At 68.7% G+C, this 17,314-nt stretch carries 19 protein-coding genes and 1 tRNA gene; 4 read left to right on the plus strand and 16 right to left on the minus strand.

Translation table 11 applies throughout. The features are described from left to right. A partial coding sequence (locus tag DPA01S_RS13025; RefSeq protein WP_061916885.1) for a TetR/AcrR family transcriptional regulator occupies positions 1-710 on the minus strand: 710 nt, incomplete at its 3' end. A 123-nt stretch (positions 711-833) separates the two neighbouring features. Here DPA01S_RS13025 and DPA01S_RS13030 point away from each other — a divergent pair. Continuing rightward, positions 834-1,262 carry an HIT family protein gene (locus DPA01S_RS13030; protein ID WP_061229426.1) on the plus strand — a complete coding sequence of 143 codons (429 nt, stop codon included), beginning with the start codon at positions 834-836 and terminating at the stop codon, positions 1,260-1,262. A gap of 33 nt (positions 1,263-1,295) precedes the next feature. Here DPA01S_RS13030 and DPA01S_RS13035 read toward each other — a convergent pair whose 3' ends face one another. The 3 genes from DPA01S_RS13035 to DPA01S_RS13045 form a co-directional block, all read right to left on the minus strand. Beyond that, positions 1,296-1,721 carry a nuclear transport factor 2 family protein gene (locus DPA01S_RS13035; protein ID WP_232303149.1) on the minus strand — a complete coding sequence of 142 codons (426 nt, stop codon included), beginning with the start codon at positions 1,719-1,721 and terminating at the stop codon, positions 1,296-1,298. Then, on the minus strand, positions 1,705-2,079 hold the full coding sequence (locus tag DPA01S_RS13040; RefSeq protein ID WP_061229428.1) for a nuclear transport factor 2 family protein: 375 nt from the start codon (positions 2,077-2,079) through the stop codon (positions 1,705-1,707). The genes DPA01S_RS13035 and DPA01S_RS13040 overlap by 17 nt, the downstream gene beginning before the upstream one ends. A 166-nt stretch (positions 2,080-2,245) precedes the next feature. Then, positions 2,246-2,318: transfer RNA gene (locus DPA01S_RS13045), tRNA-Thr, on the minus strand. A gap of 79 nt (positions 2,319-2,397) precedes the next feature. Between DPA01S_RS13045 and DPA01S_RS13050 the strand changes: the two genes are divergently transcribed. The 3 genes from DPA01S_RS13050 (at position 2,398) to DPA01S_RS13060 (ending at position 5,509) form a co-directional block, all read left to right on the plus strand. Further along, positions 2,398-3,780: a threonine/serine exporter family protein gene (locus tag DPA01S_RS13050; RefSeq protein ID WP_232303150.1), complete on the plus strand. Its 1,383-nt coding sequence runs from the start codon at positions 2,398-2,400 to the stop codon at positions 3,778-3,780. Between the two features lie 63 nt (positions 3,781-3,843). After that, on the plus strand, positions 3,844-4,026 hold the full coding sequence (locus DPA01S_RS13055) for a hypothetical protein (protein ID WP_007633643.1): 183 nt from the start codon (positions 3,844-3,846) through the stop codon (positions 4,024-4,026). 34 nt (positions 4,027-4,060) lie between these two features. After that, positions 4,061-5,509: an alpha,alpha-trehalose-phosphate synthase (UDP-forming) gene (locus DPA01S_RS13060; RefSeq protein ID WP_061229429.1), complete on the plus strand. Its 1,449-nt coding sequence runs from the start codon at positions 4,061-4,063 to the stop codon at positions 5,507-5,509. A 36-nt stretch (positions 5,510-5,545) separates the two neighbouring features. Here the strand turns inward: DPA01S_RS13060 and DPA01S_RS13065 are convergent, their stop codons facing one another. From DPA01S_RS13065 to DPA01S_RS13120, 12 genes are all read right to left on the minus strand, one after another. Next, positions 5,546-6,328, minus strand: a complete 783-nt coding sequence (locus DPA01S_RS13065) for a hypothetical protein (protein WP_061229430.1) — start codon at positions 6,326-6,328, stop codon at positions 5,546-5,548. Next, positions 6,325-6,867 (minus strand): Rv1363c family protein, encoded by a 543-nt coding sequence (locus DPA01S_RS13070; RefSeq protein WP_061229431.1) that lies wholly within the window; start codon positions 6,865-6,867, stop codon positions 6,325-6,327. The genes DPA01S_RS13065 and DPA01S_RS13070 overlap by 4 nt, the downstream gene beginning before the upstream one ends. Then, complete coding sequence (locus tag DPA01S_RS13075) at positions 6,867-8,285, minus strand: MCE family protein (protein WP_061229432.1); 1,419 nt, start codon at positions 8,283-8,285, stop codon at positions 6,867-6,869. The genes DPA01S_RS13070 and DPA01S_RS13075 overlap by 1 nt, the downstream gene beginning before the upstream one ends. Further along, positions 8,282-9,520 (minus strand): MCE family protein, encoded by a 1,239-nt coding sequence (locus DPA01S_RS13080; RefSeq protein WP_061229433.1) that lies wholly within the window; start codon positions 9,518-9,520, stop codon positions 8,282-8,284. The genes DPA01S_RS13075 and DPA01S_RS13080 overlap by 4 nt, the downstream gene beginning before the upstream one ends. After that, positions 9,520-10,785, minus strand: coding sequence for an MCE family protein (locus tag DPA01S_RS13085; RefSeq protein ID WP_061916863.1), 1,266 nt, complete (start codon positions 10,783-10,785; stop codon positions 9,520-9,522). The genes DPA01S_RS13080 and DPA01S_RS13085 overlap by 1 nt, the downstream gene beginning before the upstream one ends. Further along, positions 10,782-11,921 carry an MCE family protein gene (locus DPA01S_RS13090; RefSeq protein ID WP_061916865.1) on the minus strand — a complete coding sequence of 380 codons (1,140 nt, stop codon included), beginning with the start codon at positions 11,919-11,921 and terminating at the stop codon, positions 10,782-10,784. The genes DPA01S_RS13085 and DPA01S_RS13090 overlap by 4 nt, the downstream gene beginning before the upstream one ends. Next, on the minus strand, positions 11,914-12,969 hold the full coding sequence (locus DPA01S_RS13095) for an MCE family protein (protein WP_082767781.1): 1,056 nt from the start codon (positions 12,967-12,969) through the stop codon (positions 11,914-11,916). The genes DPA01S_RS13090 and DPA01S_RS13095 overlap by 8 nt, the downstream gene beginning before the upstream one ends. Then, positions 12,966-14,204, minus strand: a complete 1,239-nt coding sequence (locus DPA01S_RS13100) for an MCE family protein (protein WP_061229436.1) — start codon at positions 14,202-14,204, stop codon at positions 12,966-12,968. Before DPA01S_RS13100 ends, DPA01S_RS13095 begins: the two co-directional genes overlap by 4 nt. A 10-nt stretch (positions 14,205-14,214) precedes the next feature. Next, entirely contained in the window at positions 14,215-15,066 is an 852-nt protein-coding gene (locus DPA01S_RS13105) for an MlaE family ABC transporter permease (RefSeq protein ID WP_061229437.1), read from the minus strand. A 1-nt stretch (position 15,067) separates the two neighbouring features. Then, entirely contained in the window at positions 15,068-15,832 is a 765-nt protein-coding gene (locus DPA01S_RS13110; protein WP_061229438.1) for an MlaE family ABC transporter permease, read from the minus strand. Positions 15,833-16,101: 269 nt separating this feature from the next. After that, a complete protein-coding gene (locus DPA01S_RS13115) occupies positions 16,102-17,019 on the minus strand; it encodes a 3-oxoacyl-ACP reductase (protein ID WP_061916868.1) in 918 nt (305 codons plus the stop codon). A 7-nt stretch (positions 17,020-17,026) separates the two neighbouring features. After that, positions 17,027-17,221 (minus strand): ferredoxin, encoded by a 195-nt coding sequence (locus tag DPA01S_RS13120; RefSeq protein WP_061229450.1) that lies wholly within the window; start codon positions 17,219-17,221, stop codon positions 17,027-17,029. Positions 17,222-17,314: the final 93 nt, after the last annotated feature.

Here is a 17,314-nt window from a genome sequence, read left to right on the forward strand (position 1 = left end):
CCCTCCGCGTCGGCGGTGATATCGCCGGGTTCCGACACCTCGTCGCGGACCCGCAGCCCCTCCTCGGTGAGGAGATCCGTCAGGCACAGGTCGATCGTGCGCGCCGACGCGCTCGCGGCCGACGGCGTGCTCATGGACCTGATGCCGTACATCGCCTGCGCGCTCAGCCCGTCGATCGCGGCCCAGAGCGACAGTTCGTCGTTCACGACGGTGCCGCCCACGAACGTGCCCGCCTCGACGCCCCGGTCGATGAGGGACTGCAGGACCGCGTTGATGTCGTCGGCCCGGGCCCGGACGACCTCGGAGGTGCCCAGGTTCTCCATCATGGTCCGCGCCCACGCCGGTTCCTCGGTCGAGAACTCGACCACCGCGAGCGCGGCGCAGCGCAGCTCGAGATACGACGCGCGGACGGTCCCGGCCTCGTCACCCGCTCTAGCGGCGGCCGCCGCGGCCTCGACACGCTCGATCATCTCGACGAACCCGCGGGAGGCGACCTCCTCGACGAGCTGCTGCCGGTTGGCGAAGTGCCGGTACGCGGCGGTCGCGGACACGCCGATGTGCGGCGCGATCTCGCGGAGGACGATCGCCTTCTCTCCTGAGACCCGGGCCCGCGCGATGGCCTCCTGGATGATGGCGTTGCGGAGGTCGCCGTGGTGATAGGCCTTCTTCTTCACCGCGCCCTCTGCTGGCGCAACACTTGCCTCGACCATGTCGATGCTCCTTCGCGTGAGTAGAGGGCCCGATGCCGTCCGACGAACGGCGGAAACTCTATTAGATCACTTGTTACCACTCATCCACCGCAAAGCGCCGAGACGAATCCGTAGTCTGGTGACATGTCGACGGTTTTCAGCAAGATCATCGCCGGTGAACTACCGGGTCGTTTCGTGTGGCAGGACCCCGATGTGGTGGCGTTCCTCACCATCGCGCCGGTCGCACCGGGCCACACCCTCGTCGTCCCGCGGGCGGAGGTCGATCGGTGGACGGATCTCGAGCCCGCACTCCTCACGCGCCTCAACGAGGTCGCGCAGGCCGTCGGCAAGGCGGTCCTCTCCGGCTTCGGGGCGAAGCGGGCCGGCTACCTCATCGCCGGCTTCGAGGTACCCCACACCCACATCCACGTTTTCCCCGCCAACGACATGTCGGGTTTCGACCTGTCGCTCGCGAATCCCGACACACCGGCCGAGGAGGCCGACGCGGCGGCCGCGACCCTCCGACAGTCATTGCGGGATCTCGGTTACGGGCAGTTCGTCCCCGGGGACTGACCCGTATTTCCGGACCGGGTCACCGACCCCGACTCAATGCCCCAGAGCTCGCGTGACGACCCGCATGTCCTGGTAGTCGGTCCACTCCGCGACAAGACCGTCACGAACGACGAAGAACGACCCGACCTCGAGGTGGATCCGCTTACCACCGATCGTGAGATGGGTGGTCCGGTTGATCGCCGCGGTGTTCCCTGAACCGAGGACGTGGTGGATATCGACACCGACGTCCCGGGAGACCTCGGCGTTGAACTCCATCACGTGTCTCAGGCCCTGGTGTCCGTGAACAGTCTGGATTCCCTCCATCGTCAGGACGAGATCAGGAGCGCAGCATGCCCTGGCGGCCTCGAAGTCGCCGGAGAACGCCGCCTCGACCAGCGCCTTCGCCACCTCCCCGGGGCACCCGTAGCGTGGCCGTCGCCCGCCCGTGCCGGCCCCCACCCCGTCATCCGATGACGGCATCGATCGTCTCCATACTCTTGTAGTCCGCCCATCGCGTGACCACCCCGTCCTCCACCTCCACGAAGGAACACCCACGGATCTCGATCCCCCCGCTGGGCAGCGTGAACCGCTCGATCCGACGAAGCGCGACCACACCCTCGGATTCCAGGACCTCCCCCTCCACCCCGATCGTGAGGAAGCCTCCAAGCCGCGCCAGATCGGACACGATGTCGTGGATTCCGTCGTGACCGACGTAGCGTCTGACCTGGCCCGTCGTGTAGACGATCGAAGGGGACGACAATGCGATGGTCCGCTCGGCGTCACCGGCGGCGAGGGCGGCCATCCATGCGATGGCGGTATCTGTGGCGGACTCAGTCATCTCGGCGGCGTCTTCCTGGCGGCGGAATTTGAGAACATTCTACTCACCGGCGTTAACACGCTGACGTTGTCCACTGATCTGCGAATTCTCGCCCGGGGCCGGCATTCCGCGGCCACAACCTTGGCGTGTCCTCTGCATCCGACCGGGCTGCCGGGACGGGCTCGAGAGCTGGAGACGAGACTTGAACTCGCAACCGCCCGATTACAAGTCGGGTGCGCTACCAATTGCGCCACTCCAGCACGGGTCACCGCGCCGTCGCGGGACCCGGCACACATCCTAACCCGGCCACCGTGGGGGCTCTTGACTACGGTGTGCATCGTGGAGACCCGCGACGCACCCGCACCGTTCACCCGCCCGCTGGCGTGGCTGAATCTGCGCAAATCCACCATGGATCTGGCGGTCGAGCCGCCCCTGTCCCCCATGGCGCCGGTCGACCTCGACGACGACGGCGCGGTCACCGACGTGCTCAACCTCGCGCTCGAGATCGGCGGGATCCTGCTCTCGTCCGGTGAGGGCGCCGCGGACACCGTCGCCCAGGCCGAGTCGGTGGCGGCCGCCTTCGGTCTGCCCGGGGCCACGGTCGAGGTCACCTTCACGTCGCTGACCATCGGCGTCAACCGCCGCCGCGGTAGGCCACCGATCTCGGTGATCCGCGTGGTCAACTACCGCACGGTCGACATGACGCGAGTGACCCGCGTCTCCCGCCTCATCGACCTCATCGTGCGCCGTCAACTCACCGTCGACCAGGCCACGGCCGAGGTCGAGAAGATCGTGGCCTCCCCGCATCCGCATTCCTTCCGGGTCGCGGTCCTGGGATGGGCGATGCTCGGGTGTGCGGTCGTCATCCAGCTCGGGGGCAGCCCATTGGCCGGCCTCATCTCGATGGTCTCGACGTTCGCCCTGATGTACGCCAACCGCGCCCTGGATCGACACCGCTTGCCCAGTTTCTTCCAGCAGGTGGTGGGGGGGTTCATCGCCGCCGCCTGGGCCCTGTCGGCGTACGTGGCCGTGAGCGACAACTTCATCGAGGTCCAACCGTCCCAGCTGGTGGCGGCGGGGATCATCGTGTTGCTCGCCGGCCTGACCCTCGTCGGCGCGATCGAGGACGCCATCACCGGGTTCCCCGTGACCTCCGCCGGGCGAGGGGTCGAGACGATGGTCATGACCGGAGGGGTCCTCGGCGGGATCACGATCGCGCTCGCGGCATTCGACCGCCTGGGTATGTCCCCTCCCCCGATCGATCCGGCCATCGCCGGCAACGCCGCTGTCCACGTGGCGGTGCTGGCCGCCGGTGTGGGCGCCGCCGGGTTCGCCGTGGCCAGCTACGCGACGGTGCGCGCGACCTGGCTCGCCGCAGCAGTCGGGGCGATGGGCATGCTCATCTACCAGGGCGTCATCGCCACCGGCCTGGGTGTGGTCGTGGGGTCGGCACTCGCCGCCTGCTTCATGGGTCTGTTCGGCGGAATTCTCGCCCGTATCGCGACCGTCCCGCCGCTGGTCGTCACCATCGCCGGCATCACCCCGTTCTTGCCGGGTCTGTCGGTGTACCGCGGCCTGTCCGCGCTGACGAGCGATCAGACGGGTATCGGCCTGGGGCTGATGTTCCAGGCGTTGGCGATAGCGGTGGCGTTGGCCGCCGGGATCGTGTTCGGTGAGTGGGTCACCCGCAATCTGCGTCGGTCGGCCGCCGCCGACCAGTGACGTAGAATCGGCCGCGGACGACGCCGCCACCCGGCGTCCCCCACCGACCCCAGGAGGACATCGATGGCATCCGCCGCCGCCAGCAAGGAACCCGAACTCGACGATCTGGAGCCGGTCGCCGACGAGACGGCCGATCAGGCCCGCCGGGTCGTGGCCTCGTACTCGGCCGACGCGGACGAGTGCCGGATGCTCCTCGACATGCTGGGGATCGGCCCGGAGCCGCAGGTGACGGCCGACGCGGAGTAGGCAGAACACGACGACTCGAGACGAGGGCACACGGATGACGAGCGGTACCGGGCAGACGTCGACCGGAGCGGGAGCCGACTTCGTCGTCGTCGCCAACCGCCTCCCCGTGGACCTCGTCATCGATCGGGACGGCACCGAGCACTGGAAGGCCAGCCCCGGCGGCCTCGTCACGGCGCTCGAGTCGATCCTCAAGGCCAACGACGGCGCCTGGGTCGGGTGGCCCGGTGTCCCGGACGTCTCCCCCGAGCCGTTCGACGCGGACGGCATCCGTCTCCACTCGGTCACACTGTCCGCGCGTGACGTCGAGCTCTACTACGAGGGCTTCTCGAACGCCACGCTGTGGCCGCTGTTCCACGACGTCGTGGTGCCGCCCGAGTACCACCGCGAGTGGTGGAACGCCTACCGCGAGGTCAACACGCGCTTCGCCGAGGCCACGGCCGAGGCCGCCGCCGAGGGCGCCACGGTCTGGGTGCAGGATTACCAGTTGCTACTGGTGCCCGCGCTGCTGCGTGAGCTCCGCCCCGACCTGACCATCGGGTTCTTCCTCCACATCCCGTTCCCGCCCGTCGAGCTGTTCATGCAGTTGCCGTGGCGAACCGAACTCGTCGAGGGCATGCTGGGCGCCGACCTGGTCGGTTTCCACCTGTCCGGCGGGGCGGACAACTTCCGGATCCTCGCCAGCCGGCTGCGCGGCCATCCCTCCGTGCGGCTGCGCTCCGCCCGGGGCCGTGCCTCCGAGATCCGGGTCGGAGACCGTATGGTGCGGGTCGGCGCCTTCCCGATCTCCATCGACTCCGCGTCCGTCGACGCCTCCGCGCGCAGCCGCGAGACCCGCGACCGTGCCTCCCGCCTGCGCGAGGAGTTGGGGTCTCCGCGCGTGCTGATGCTGGGCGTCGACCGGCTGGACTACACCAAGGGCATCAACGTGCGCCTGCGTGCGCTGGAGGAGCTGTTCGAGGAGGGCCGCCTGGAGCCCTCGGACGTGACCCTGCTCCAGTTGGCCACGCCGAGCCGCGAGCGCGTCGAGCAGTACCAGATCATGCGGTCACGGATCGAGGAGTCGGTCGGCCGCATCAACGGGTCGTTCGGCGAGATCGGGCACCCGGTGGTGACGTACATCCACCGGCCGGTGCCGAAGTCGGAACTGACGGCGTTCTACGCGGCCGCCGACGTCATGCTGGTGACGCCGGTGCGCGACGGCATGAATCTGGTGGCCAAGGAGTACGTGGCCTCGTGCACGGACGGCGACGGCGCGTTGGTCCTGAGCGAGTTCGCCGGGGCGGCCGCGGAGCTGCGCCAGGCGTACCTGTGCAATCCGCACGACCTCGACGGCGTCAAGGACGCCATCATGACCGCGGTGAACGACTCCGCCGAGGAGCGTCGCCGCCGCATGCGCACCCTGCGTCGCCAGGTGTTGGGCAATGACGTCCACGCGTGGGCCCGCCGCTTCTTCCAGACGCTCGACGCGACGTCCGGCGACTAGCCTCCCGCCGCGGCCGTCGTGCCGGCCGCGAGGCCTCTACAGTGCCTCGAGTTCGGCGAGCTTCCACGTCCCGTCCTGACGCTCCATGGCCACGCTCAGCCGCGACGCCGAGCTCGCGGCCTCGGGGTTCTCCTTGGTGGAGACCATGCGGTTGAGCATGACCAGCACGGTGACGTGATCGGCGTCCACGACCTCCTGCGGGGCCGCGGCGGCGACGGTCGCGTAGACGGTGGCCTCCTGCTGCTTGGCGGCCGAGGCGACGGTCGGCATGGATTGTTCGACGAACTCGGTCAGGGCCGGGTCAGCGAGCCGGTCGCGCACGGCGGCGAGGTCGGCGTCGACCGTCCGGTGGTCGTAGGTGAACATCTGGGTGGTGATCTCGCGCGCCGCGTCGGTGGCCGCGCGGGGCGCGTCCGCGATCCGCTGTTCGGTGGCCGTGGCCTCACGCGCCTCGACGTACTGCCAGCTCGCGAGACCGGCGACGACGACGAGGAGGACCGACACCACCGACAGGGCCGTGATCAGGGTGCGCCGGCGGGCCGGGTCGAGCGGGGTCCGGGCGGCGGCCGGTGCAGGGGCGGCCCCGGTGGCTCCCGAGTCCTCGGCCGACCCGGCGGACCCGGTGTACCCAGAAGTGTCGACGGCCTCGGAGGTCTCGGTCCGGGGCATGGCCGACATCCCCTCGAAGAGACCGCCGGCGCGGGCGGCTTCGAGTGCGCGTTCCCGCGCGGCGTCGGCCTTGCGCTGGGCGCGCGCGGCGCGTTCGGCTTCACGCTGGGCGCGGCGGGCGGCGCGCACGTCGGAGTTCGGGCTGCTCATGGGATGAAGTTCACCCCCGACACCTTCATCGTGCCGTCGTCGTGCCGGTTGACGGTCACGCGGACGCGGTACTGGCGGTCCTGGTCCTCGTCGGACTTCGGATTGCCGATGGTCTGGTCGATGGCCATGATCACCTCGGCCCGGTCGGGGTAGGAGTGCTCGACCGCCGCCGCCGTCACCACGCCGTCGGCGACGACCTTGGTGGTGGTCACCACGTCCTCATACGAGTCGCGGCGCGGGGCGAACTGCTCCGAGAAGTCGCCCTCGATGAGGCCCACGATCTCGTCGACGTCCTCCGACAGGGTCTCCTGCCGGATGGTCATCAGCTTGGTCATGACGTTGACGGCCGTGTCCTGGTACGCGGCATCGAGCTCGGCCTGCGAGGCCCGGTCCGCCCGGACGTCCGACGCCTGGTTGCGCTCGCCGAGCCACAAACCAGTGGCGACGAGCGCCAGGACCAGGCAGATCGCGGCGATCACCGCAGCCGTGATCAGCCCGGCCCTCCCACCGTCGGTGGAGGCCTGGTCTGGTTGTGGCACTACGCGACTCCATTCGTCATCATGGCGGCCAGGTCGGCGTCCTTGTCGAGCCGACTGTCGGCGCCCAGGTCCAGCTGACGGTACGCGGCGCCGTCCGCGCCAACGTACTCGCCCGTAGACGGGTCGTACACGGCCGCCGAGGTGGTCCCCTCCTGACCTGCGGTGGCGCCCGACGGCACCACGTTCCAGGCGTTCGGATTGTCCCCGGGCGGTCCCACCTCACTGGTGTTCGGCGGGTTGATGCCCTGGGGGACGAAGTCGTCCGCCCGGCACTCCTCAGGGGAGGCGCCGGTGCGGCCCGGGAACTCCATGCATGGCAGGTTGCGCGCACCACGGACGGTCATGGTGGAGTCCTTGGCGATCTTGCAGTAGATCCCGTTGATCTGCGCCGGCACCGTGAGATCCGCCGGGCTGCGCCGGTCCTCGGCGGGCAGGAACCCCGTGGTGCACGGAGGGGGCTCGTTGATCTGCAGGTTGAAGTCAACCTTGATCTGCCCGGTGTCCCTGGCCCCGTCGATGGCGGTGAGCAGCGCCGACACCAGCGCCGGGTAGATCACCAGCAGCTGCTCGATCGAGCGGTTGTAGACCACGCCCACCTCGCCGACGCTCACCAGGTTCGCCACCAGCACGGGCAGAGTGGGCTGGAGGTCGTTGAGCAGTTTGGTGGCCCGGCCCAGTGCGTCGGGTCCCCGCTGGATGATCGAGGTCAGCTGGGGCTCGTTCCCCCGCAGCTGGTCCGTGATGTCCGCGACGTTGCGGGTCCACGCTCGGATCGAATCCGCGGACTCCAGCTGCGAGTCGAGTACCGGCTCGGCGTCGGCGATGAGCCTGCGCGTCACGTCCTCGTTCGTCCTGGCCTCCTCCAGCAGGAGCTGGGCGGAATCCAGGAACTGTTGCAGGTCGCGCGCCGACCCGTTGAACGCGTCGAACGACTCCGAGATCACCCGGCGCATCTTGGCGTCATCGATCGACGCCATGAGCACCGTCGCCTGGTCGAGCACCGGGCCGATGCCCTGCGGCATGTCCACCCTGTCCTCGCCGAGCACCGTGCCGTCGGCGAGCCGGCCCTCGGGGGCCCCCTCGGGGACGAACTCGACGAACTGCTCCCCCACCGCCGAGACGCTGCGGATCTCGGCGCGGACGTTCTCGGGCACATCGGCCCGCGAGTCGAAGTGGAGCTTCGCCATCACCATGCCCGGCTTGAGCGTCACCGAGTCCACCCGGCCGATCGTGTTGCCCAGGTAGGCGACGTTGGCGTTCTCGTACAGCCCGCCGGTGTCCGGCATCTCCAGCGCCACTTCGGTGCGCTTCCAGCCGAGCGCCCGCGGCAGCTGCAGGTAGACCACGGCCATCACGGTGAGCGCCACGACCGTCACCACGGCGAAGACCGTCAGCTGGATCTTGACCAGTCGCGTCATCGGGGGGCCTCCTCGGTCGGTGCCGGGGACTGGTCCGGCGCGGGCGCGGGTGCCTCGCCGGCCGGCGGCTCGGCGGGTTCGGCCGGTGCGACGTCCAGCGCGAACGGGTCCGGCTCCATCGACGAGCCGGGCGCCAGTCCCACGTAGCCCTCCAGGCCCGCCATGCGGTTACCGAACTCGGTACCCAGCAGCAGCGTCTCGCTCAGACGCGGCATCGACATGTCGGCGTGGATGTACAGGTTGGCGTAGTCGCCCCGCAGGAAGTTGTCGATGCCCGACTGCGGGAACGGGAACGTGATGAGCGTGCTCAGCACCTGGGTGAGGTCACGCCCGGAGTTGGCCAGTGCCTCGAGGACCGGGACGAGGTCCTCCAGATTCGCGACGAGGTTCTGCCCGCCGCCGGCATCGATGATCTGGTTGGCCTTGTGGCCGAAATCGCCCAGCGACACCAGGGCCGTGGTGAGCTCCTGTTTCTGGTCGTTGATGAGCTCGAGCGCGGCGGGCATCTGCGAGAGCGCCTTGGCCAGAGTGTCGTTCTGCTCGTCGATCTGCCGGGCCAGGCGGTCCAGGCCCTCCATGGCCGCGATGATGTCGGCCCGCTGGTCGTCGAGACCGCTGACGGTGGTCTCCAGCTGACCGATGACCTCCTTGGCCTCCACCTGCCGTCCGTCGAGGGCGGTGTTGAGCTCCTCGGAGATGGTCGAGAACTGGGCCAGGCCGCCGTCGGTGAGCACCACCGACAGGGCCGAGAGGGTCTGCTCCGTGGTCGGGTAGACGCCCGCCCGCTCGATCGGGATCACGTCACCGTCCGCGAGCGTGCCCTCCGCCCCTCCGTCCGGCGGTGGGAACAGCTCGAGATGCTGCGAGCCGAGGAGGCTGGTCTGCCCGATCTTGGCGTGGGCGTTGGCCGGCAGCCGCACGTCCCCGTTCAGGGTCACCGTGACGATCGCCGTGTAGTCCTCGACCTCCATGTGGCTGATCGAGCCCACGTTGACGTCGTTGACGCGCACCGGCGAGTTACGCGTGATCGTGGTGACGTCGGGCATCTCGATGGTGACCTGGTAGGCCCCGTCTCCGTGGCCCTGCGCCCCGGGCAGGGGCAGTGAGTTGAGCCCGTTCCAGGTACAGCCGGTCCCGGCCAGCAGGACGGCCGCGCCGAGCGCGCCGCCGACCAGCAGCCGGGAACGCCGCGGCCCGTTCCGCTGCGCGCGGTCGCGGGAAGTCGCCTCGGCCATCACGCACCTCCCGTCGGAAGCAGGGTGTCGGTGAGGTTGTCACCCTTGTTGACCACGTTGACCAGCGGATCCGGCTGCGCCGAGGGCGGCTGTACGCCGGGCGGGGTCTGGGTGCCCGGACGCTGCGCCTGGATGATCTGATCCGGCTCCGCGGTCGGGGTGATGGGCGGGGTCACCTGACCGTACGGGTAGTTGGAGGTCAGCGAGTTAAACAGTGGCGCCATGTACTGCGCGCACAGTGCGGCGTCGGACTCCGACGTGTTGTTGTCAAGGCCGGCGATCGCGCCGCAGAGGAAGTTGGCCGGGTTGGCCATCTGGTTCATGGCCAGGATCCCGTGCAGCGTCCCCTGGTACGGCCGGTAGATGTTGTAGAAGTTCGACATCGCGGTGGGCGCCACGTGCAGCATGCCCTCCACATCGGCGCGGCGGTCGCGGACCACCTTGGTGGCCTGGCCCAGCTTGTCCACGCCCAGCGACAGGCGGTCGCCGTTGTTCTCGAGGAACCGGTTGATGTCCATGATCGCCAGGTCGAGGTCGCGCAGCGCGGCGTCGATCTGCTCGGTCTGGCCGCTCAGCACCTCCGAGACGCTGGCGAGCTTCCCACCGAAGGAGACGATCTGCTCCTCGCTCTGCGAGAGCGCGGTGACGAACAACTGCAGGTTCTTCAGGGTGGTGAAAAGGTTCTCCCGCCCGTCGGACATGAGCGACATGGTCCGCGAGACCTCGGACAGCGCGTCGCGGATCTCGGCACCGTTGCCCTCGAACATGGAGTCCGCCGAGTCCACGAAGTCGCCGAGCGGGCCGGTCTTCTCGCCCTTCTCCGGGCTCAGCGCCGTGGAGAGCTTCATGAGCTGCTCCTTGACGCCGTCCCACTCGACCGGAACGGCCGTCCGCTCGATGGGGATGACCCCGTCGTCCGGCATCTCGGCCCCGCCGGTGTACGCAGGCGTGAGCTGGATGAACCGTTCGGCGACGAGGGACTGCGCCACGAGCAGCGCATTGGCGTCCTCCGGGACGGCCACGTTCTCGTCCACCTTCATGGTCACCCGCGACATGCCGTCCTCGGTGGTGATGTCGGAGATCGTGCCGACGCGCACCCCGAGCACCCGGACCGTGTCGTCCTTGTAGACCCCCTGCGTGGTGGGGAAGAACGCGGTGATGGTCTTGGTGCGCGAGGAGAACCACCACACCCCGCCGGCGACCAGGGCCACCACGGCGATCAGCGCGATCACCTTGGGGACAGTCGGAGAAAGGAGTCGTCTCATCCCGGAATATTCCCTTCGCCCCACCCGGGGAACTCGTCCAGCAGGGTCGCCTCCGGGACACCGGGCATCGTGGGCTCGCGGACCAGCCCGGGCTCGGGCTGGACACGGTCGTCGATGAGCGGCATGAGGTCACGCACGAGCGTCTGCTGGTAGTGCCCAAGCGAGAGGTTGACCACGTACGCGTTGAACCACGGGCCGGAGGCGACCGCCTCGCCGAGCGCCGTGGAGTACGGCACGATCCGACGCAGGCCCAGGTCGATGTCCTCCCGGTTGCGGATGAGCAGGTCGGAGACCCGCTCGAGCTTGTCGAGCGCGGGTCCGAGCTGCGCCTCGTTGTCCTGGACGACGCCGGACAGCTGCTGGGCGAGCGTGTCGATGTTGGTCACCAGCTCGTTCAACGCCCGCTTGCGCAGGTCGAGCGCGGTGAACAGGGTGTTGCCGTCCACCATCAGCTGGTTGATCTGCTCGTTGCGGCGGCCCAGCACGTCCGTGGTCCCGGCCGCCTTGTCCAGCAGGTCCAACACCGCCTCGTCGCGCTTGTTGAGCGACTGCGACAGCCGGGTGATGCCTTCGATCGCGCCGGCGACCTCCGGTGAGGACTGCTCCATGGTCTCGGACAGCACGTCGAGAGCCTCCTGGACGGAGTCGGTGTCCATGGCCTCGACCGTGTCGCTGAGGTCCCCCAACGCAGAGGTCAGCGAGTACGGCACCGAGGTCCTGTCGAGCGGGATGGTGCGGTCGGCGAGCTCGCCGCGCCCGTCGGAGAACACGGCCAGGGCCCGGCGGCCGAGGATCGAGTCGGTCTTGATCTGGGCCGAGGTGTCGGTCCCCAGGTCGACCTTGGTGCTGATGTCGAAATGCACACGCACCTTGTCGCCGTCGAGCTGGATCTTGCGGACGCTGCCGACCTTCATCCCGGCCACCTGGACCTCGTCGCCGGTGTTGAGCCCGGCGGCGTCGGCCACGTAGGCGGTGGCCCCGTGCATGCCGTTGATGTACGGGACGCGGTCGTAGTTCAGCGAGACGGCCATGAGAACCACCACGCCCGCCACGCCCCACACGCCGATGGCCTTGGGATCGCGGTCGCGGAAGCGCAGCTGCCCCCGGGGTGGCTTGTTGTCCTTGTTCTTACTCATCGGGGAACGCACACCGTCCCGTCTTCTGCTCATACTGCGGCATGAACGAGCTCTTGCCCGTGACCGGGTTGGTGAACTCGACGATCACGCCACAGAGGTAGAACTGGAAAAAGCTGCCGTAGACGCCGAGGCGGCTCATCTTCTCGAAGTCGGACGGCAGCCGGTTGATGACGCCCTCGACGAACTCCTCGTCGTCGTTGATCAGCGTGGCCACGCGGTCGACCTGGGCGATGTCCTGCTTGAGGGAGGGCCGCACGTCCGACAGGAGGGTGGTCATATTGGCGCTCGAGTCGTTGAGCCTGGACACTGACTCGGCGAGCGGCTCCGAGTTGGTGGCCAGCCCGGAGACGAGCTGCTGCAGATCGTCGACGATGGAGTCCACGTTCTCCTGGTTCTCGGACACGGTCGTGAGCACGGACGTGAGGTTGGTGATCACGTCCCCGATGAGCTGGTCGCGGTCGGCGAGGGTCTGGGTGAGCGACGACGTCGCGGCCAGCAGGTCCTGGACGGTCCCGGCCTCCCCCTGGAACACCTTGACGATCGACTCCGAGAGCTGGTTGACCTGGGCCGGGTCGAGTGCCTTGAACAGCGGGCGGAAGCCGCCGAGCAGGGCGTCCAGGTCGAGTGCGGGGGCGGTCTGGTCCAGCGGGATGGTCCCGCCGGGCTCGAGCGGGGTCTGCAGGCCCTCGCCGCGCTTGAGCTCGAGGTAGCGGTCGCCGGTGAGGTTCTCGTACCGCACCACGGCCTCGGTGCTCTGGTGGACCACCTGGTTGCCGGCCACAGTGAACGACACGTTCGCGGTGTTGGCCTCCTCGAGGTCGATCCCGCGGACCTGCCCCACCTCGATACCGGCGATGCGAACCTTGTCCCCGGACTCCAGGCCCGAGACGTCGGCGAAGTGGGCGTTGTAGCGCTCGAAATCGCCCGAGCGGTATTCGCTGAACACCACGATCAGGCCCACCAGGACCAGGATCATGACCGTGGCGAAAATCCCGAGCTTGACGGTGGTCGCTTTCAGCTCGCGCGCGGCGGCGCGGGCGGCGCTCACGGGTTACCTCCGTCCATGCCGAGCATGAGCTGCAGCAGCGTCGGCGGCGCGGGGACGCCCGGCTGCGGCTCCGGCAGCGGGCCCATCAGCGGCTTGTCTCGGGAGGTGAACACGTTGGGCTGGCCCTCCATGACGTTGGTACCGGTGTCGGTGACCACGAACGGGGCGTGCGTCGCCGAGTCCGGGAACGGCAGCCCGTAGCAGTTGGGCCCGGTACTGGCGTTCACCTTGGGCAGGTCCTTGGGGTACTCGTACGCCTTGACGCCCTGCTGGAACCCGGCCCGGAACGCGAGTCCGGACTGGTTGGTCGCGCCGAACGCCTGCCCAGCGCCGGCGACCCCCTGGTTGAGCCCCACGATGAGGCAGGTGAGCATGGGCGAGTACTCGGCCAGCAGGCTGGTGGACGCACGCAGGTCGGCCAGCGTCTTTACCAGCTCGTCGCCGTTCTCCGCCAGCAGTCGCTTGCCTGTCTCACCGGTGCCGATCGCGGAGGCCAGAAGTGCCTCGAAGCGGGCCTGGTTGGCCAGGATGTTTGTGCTCACGTCGGTGCCCGAGTCGAGGACCCGCACGACGTCCGGCGTGACGTCCGCGTACAGGTGGGCCACGCGCGAGCCCTTGGACAGGTCCCGCTGCAGGGTCTCGATCTGCGGGTTGATCTCGTCCAGGTACTCGTTGAGTTCGGTGATGGTCTGGCCGATCTGGTCACCTCGCCCGTCGAGGCCGCCCGAGATCGCACCGAGGGTGGCGTTGAGCTTCTCGGGCTCGATCGCCGTGAGGGTGTCGGTCAGCTCCTCGAACATGGTGTTGACCTCGGTGGTGACGCTGGTGGTCTGCACCACGGTGCCCTTCTCGAGGTGGGTCGGGGCGGGGTCGGCCGGGGGCTCGAAGTCGACGGACTTGGCGCCGAAGATCGTGTTGGACCCGATGGTGACCGGGGAGTTGGAGGGGATAGCCTCGAGCGCGGCCGGGTCCACCTCGATCTCGAGGGTCGCCCCGTCGAACTCCTGCGTGATCCGGGTGACGTTGCCGATCTCCACGCCGCGGGAGCGGACCTTGGCGTCGGCCTCCATGACCAGTCCCGCGCGGTCGCTGCGCACCGTCAGCGGCACGCGGCTGTCGAATGCCCGGACGAACAACAGCAGTGACAGCGCAACCACCACGACGATGACGAGCGCCAGTCCCGCACCGGCGATCCGCCGGGGCGTCGTGTCGCTCCGACTCACCGTCCTCGCCATATCGTCTCTCCTATCCCGACAGATTGAAGTTGCCGTCCCCGCCGTAGATGGCGAGCGAGACGAGGAGGGTCACGGTGACGACGGCGATGAGCGACGTGCGGACGGCGTTACCGACCGCCGAGCCGACGCCCGCGGGGCCGCCCGCGGCGTTGTACCCGTAGTAGGTGTGGATGAGCATGATCGTGATGGCCATCGCGATGGCCTGGACGAAGGACCACAGGATGTCCGTCGGGATGAGGAACGTCGCGAAATAATGGTCGTAGACGCCGCCGGACTGCCCGTAGATGTTGACGGTGGCGAACCGGCTGGCGATGAACGAGGCGATCACCGCGAGCGAGTAGAGCGGCACCACGGCGATCATCCCGGCGACGATGCGGGTGGAGACCAGGTAGGTGATCGAGTCGATCGCCATGACCTCCAGCGCGTCGATCTCCTCCGACACGCGCATGGCGCCGAGCTGGGCCGTGGCCCCGGCGCCGATGGTGGCCGCCAGGCCGATCCCCGCGATCACCGGCGCCGCGATGCGGACGTTGATGAAGGCGGCGAAGAAGCCGGTGAGGGCCTCGACGCCGACGTCGGTGAGCGAGGAGAAGCCCTGGACGGCGATCACGCCGCCGGTGGCCAGGGTGAGGAAGGCGACGATGACGACGGTGCCGCCGATCATGGCCAGTGCCCCTGTCCCCATGGCGATCTCGGCGATGAGCCGGAGCGTCTCCTTGGGGTACTGGGTCAGCGCGCGCGGCGTCGCCACCAGCGCGCGCCAGAAGAACAGCGCGTGGTCGCCGAAATCGTCGAAGCTCTTGACCGCGGAGTTCCGGGCCCGTGACAGGCGCGGGAACCGGGCGGTCTCGATCACCGCCATGTCACGCCCCCAGGACCTTGACGCCGACAGCGGTGATGACGGTGTTGACCACGAACAGGCACATGAAGGCGAAGACGACGGTCTCGTTGACCGCGCTGCCGACCTCCTTCGGCCCGCCGCGGACGTAAAGCCCCTTGTAGCAGGCGACGAGCCCCGCCAGCAGCCCGAACACGCCGGCCTTGATCTGGGCGAGGATCAGCTCGCCGAGCCCGGTCAGCAGGGTGATGCCGTTGACGAACGCGCCCGGGTTGACCCCCTGCAGCAGCACGGAGAACAGGAATCCACCGAGGATGCCGATCGTGCACACCAGTCCGTTGAGCAACAGCGCGACGAACGTCGAGGCCGCCACTCGCGGCACGACGAGCCGCTTGACCGGGTCGATCCCCAGCACCTCCATCGCGTCGATCTCCTCGCGGATGGTGCGCGCGCCGAGGTCGGCACAGATGGCGGTCGCGCCCGCGCCCGCGACGATGAGAACGGTGACCATCGGCCCGACCTGGGTGACGGCACCCAGCGCGGCGCCGGCTCCCGACAGGTCGGCCGCGCCGATCTCACGCAGCAGGATGTTGAGGGTGAAGCTCACCAGGACCGTGAACGGGATGGCCACGAGCACGGTGGCCATGGTCGACACGCGAGCGATGAACCAGGACTGCTCGATGAACTCGCGGCCCTGACGGACGATCGAGGGGAAGGAGACGAACGTGTCGAGGGTCATGGCGAAGAACTCGCCGACGCCTTTGAGCGGAGCATCGAGGACTCTCGCCATTGGTGCCCCCCTCCCGTCTGTCTTCCCTGCGGACCACGCGACACCGGGTCACGAGAGCCGATCCGCTGAACAAGTGACCATTTCGGTGTGATCGCGGTTACACGATATCTAGAACGCGTTCTATCTGGCAAGGGCTTCCCCCCACCCCCGTCCGGAGGCCCCGCCTGCGGTGTCCGGGGAATCTAACACGGCAGGTGGGGCGCTCGAGTCGTCCCCGGTGCGGTCAACTCGCGACCACACCGGGGACGTCACACAGGACGGGGCCCGGGTCAGAGCCTCATGATCTCCGCGGCGGAGAAGGACTTCCCCTCCGGGCGGTCTGACCAGTGCCCGGAGACCACATCGGCGAACCCGCGGCGATCCCACACACCGCCGGCGGCGTCGAACCGCTTCTCGACCACGGGCGCCTCGACGAGGGCCACCATGCCGCCATATACCACGAACAGCTGGCCGTTGACCTGTGCCGCCGCCGGCGACGCCAGGTACGACACGAGGTCGGCGACACGATCCGGGGAGAGCGGGTCCGGCCCCTCGGACTCGTCCCACGCCTCGAATACACCCTCGGTCATGCCGGTGCGGCCGCGCGGAGCGATCGCGTTGGCCGTGCACCCGATGCGTTCGAGCACCCGGGCCGCGGACAGGGTCAGGGCCGTGATACCCGCCTTGGCCGCACCGTAGTTCGCCTGCCCGGGAGGGCCGAAGAGCCCGGCCTCGGACGAGGTGTTGACCAGTCGCCCGAAGACGGGCCCCTCCGCCTTCTTGCTCTCGGCCCGCCAGTGGGCGGCTGCGTTACGGGTCAGTAGGAAGTGCCCGCGCAGGTGCACCCTTATCACCGCGTCGAAATCCTCGTCCGACATGTTGAACAGCATCTTGTCGCGGGTGATGCCCGCGTTGTTCACCACGACGTGCAGCCCGCCCATCCCGAGCGCGGCCGCCACCATCGCGTCCGCGGTCTCCCGCTCGGAGACGTCGCCCACGACGAGCTCCGCCCTGGCGCCGGCGGCCTCGATGTCCGCGATCACCGAGTCCGTGGCCTCGGAGGACCGGACGTCGTTGATGACGACCGCCGCCGCGCCGGAACGGGCCAGCTCGACCGCCTCCGCGGCACCGAGACCGGAGCCCGACCCGGTCACGACGGCGACCCGCCCGTCCAGCGACAGATCGGCATCCAGGGACTGCTGCGTCATAGTGATGTCACTCCTTGATCTCGAGTGCCGCCATCGGGCACTTCTCCACTGCCTTGCGGGCCCGCTTCTCGAGCTCGGCGGGCACCTCGTCCACGACCACGCGGACGATCTCGTCGTCGTCGCCCAGCTCGAACACCTTGGGCGCCAGGCCGACACACACGGCCTGTCCTTCACAGCGGTCGGGATCGACTTCGATCCTCATGCCGTCCTCCTCGGTCGCACCCACGGCCACCATGGCCGCGAGATGGTTGGATACTATGTGAGTCACGCCACTAGAACGTGTTCCACTCACCGA

This window comes from Dietzia papillomatosis NBRC 105045 (genome assembly GCF_001570845.1).
Taxonomy (GTDB): Bacteria; Actinomycetota; Actinomycetes; order Mycobacteriales; family Mycobacteriaceae; genus Dietzia; species Dietzia cinnamea.

Bases quoted from the DNA above. Each gene is read 5' to 3' on its own strand.
- DPA01S_RS13105 (WP_061229437.1), bottom strand. From the start codon at position 15,066: ATGGCGGTGATCGAGACCGCCCGGTTCCCGCGCCTGTCACGGGCCCGG.
- DPA01S_RS13040 (WP_061229428.1), bottom strand. From the start codon at position 2,079: ATGACTGAGTCCGCCACAGATACCGCCATCGCATGGATGGCCGCCCTC.
- DPA01S_RS13055 (WP_007633643.1), top strand. From the start codon at position 3,844: ATGGCATCCGCCGCCGCCAGCAAGGAACCCGAACTCGACGATCTGGAG.
- DPA01S_RS13035 (WP_232303149.1), bottom strand. From the start codon at position 1,721: ATGCCGTCATCGGATGACGGGGTGGGGGCCGGCACGGGCGGGCGACGG.
- DPA01S_RS13115 (WP_061916868.1), bottom strand. From the start codon at position 17,019: ATGACGCAGCAGTCCCTGGATGCCGATCTGTCGCTGGACGGGCGGGTC.
- DPA01S_RS13090 (WP_061916865.1), bottom strand. From the start codon at position 11,921: ATGAGTAAGAACAAGGACAACAAGCCACCCCGGGGGCAGCTGCGCTTC.
- DPA01S_RS13120 (WP_061229450.1), bottom strand. From the start codon at position 17,221: ATGAGGATCGAAGTCGATCCCGACCGCTGTGAAGGACAGGCCGTGTGT.
- DPA01S_RS13060 (WP_061229429.1), top strand. From the start codon at position 4,061: ATGACGAGCGGTACCGGGCAGACGTCGACCGGAGCGGGAGCCGACTTC.
- DPA01S_RS13075 (WP_061229432.1), bottom strand. From the start codon at position 8,285: ATGACGCGACTGGTCAAGATCCAGCTGACGGTCTTCGCCGTGGTGACG.
- DPA01S_RS13065 (WP_061229430.1), bottom strand. From the start codon at position 6,328: ATGAGCAGCCCGAACTCCGACGTGCGCGCCGCCCGCCGCGCCCAGCGT.
- DPA01S_RS13085 (WP_061916863.1), bottom strand. From the start codon at position 10,785: ATGAGACGACTCCTTTCTCCGACTGTCCCCAAGGTGATCGCGCTGATC.
- DPA01S_RS13030 (WP_061229426.1), top strand. From the start codon at position 834: ATGTCGACGGTTTTCAGCAAGATCATCGCCGGTGAACTACCGGGTCGT.
- DPA01S_RS13110 (WP_061229438.1), bottom strand. From the start codon at position 15,832: ATGGCGAGAGTCCTCGATGCTCCGCTCAAAGGCGTCGGCGAGTTCTTC.
- DPA01S_RS13100 (WP_061229436.1), bottom strand. From the start codon at position 14,204: ATGGCGAGGACGGTGAGTCGGAGCGACACGACGCCCCGGCGGATCGCC.
- DPA01S_RS13080 (WP_061229433.1), bottom strand. From the start codon at position 9,520: ATGGCCGAGGCGACTTCCCGCGACCGCGCGCAGCGGAACGGGCCGCGG.